We start from the raw sequence: 505 nt of genomic DNA, 5'->3' as shown, positions 1-505 counted from the left end.
TCGTGCGCAGTCGGCTACGCGCTTCGTGAATCTCGCCACGTCAATGATCAATCTGTCACAGCTTTCAGACTTGGAGATTTCGGGCTGCACCTGGCGGAATGTCTATCGCTCCAGTGCCGCGGTCGGCTACGGGGACGGTATTCGCATCGAAGGTGGTTTCACACGGATCGTGATGAACGAACCCGTCGTGCGCAACGTCCATATGGCGGCTGGACAGGGAGTACCTGACGCTGCCGGCGTCACCGGCATCGCCATCACATACAACAAATCTGGGAGTGAAAACCTCTATCCTCTGAACATCGTCATCAACAACCAGGACATCGAAGGCGTAAAATCCGACGACAACACCTACTACAACGATCAGGATGGCATCCTGATCCTGACTTCGGCCGGTTCGGATGTCACCGAAAATGGTATCCTCGTTACGCCCCGTTCAAAGGCCGAAATTTTTGGGGGCAGGATCAAGAATTGCCTGGGTCGGGGAGTTAAGGGCGCAGCACGTGTC

The 505-nt window shown here is 55.4% G+C and carries 1 protein-coding gene; it reads left to right on the top strand.

Features of this window, described 5'->3' with window-relative positions; translation table 11 throughout:
* Window positions 1-25 precede the first annotated feature (25 nt).
* Window positions 26-505, top strand: a 480-nt coding sequence (locus DNK89_RS24070) for a hypothetical protein (RefSeq protein WP_153064364.1), incomplete at its 3' end; no start/stop codon positions are given.

The organism is Acidovorax sp. ST3 (assembly GCF_003231145.1).
In the GTDB taxonomy this organism is placed as follows: Bacteria; Pseudomonadota; Gammaproteobacteria; order Burkholderiales; family Burkholderiaceae_C; genus Acidovorax.
The sequence above is the reverse complement of the archived record's forward strand: the minus strand, read 5'-3'. Positions and strand labels throughout refer to the sequence as shown.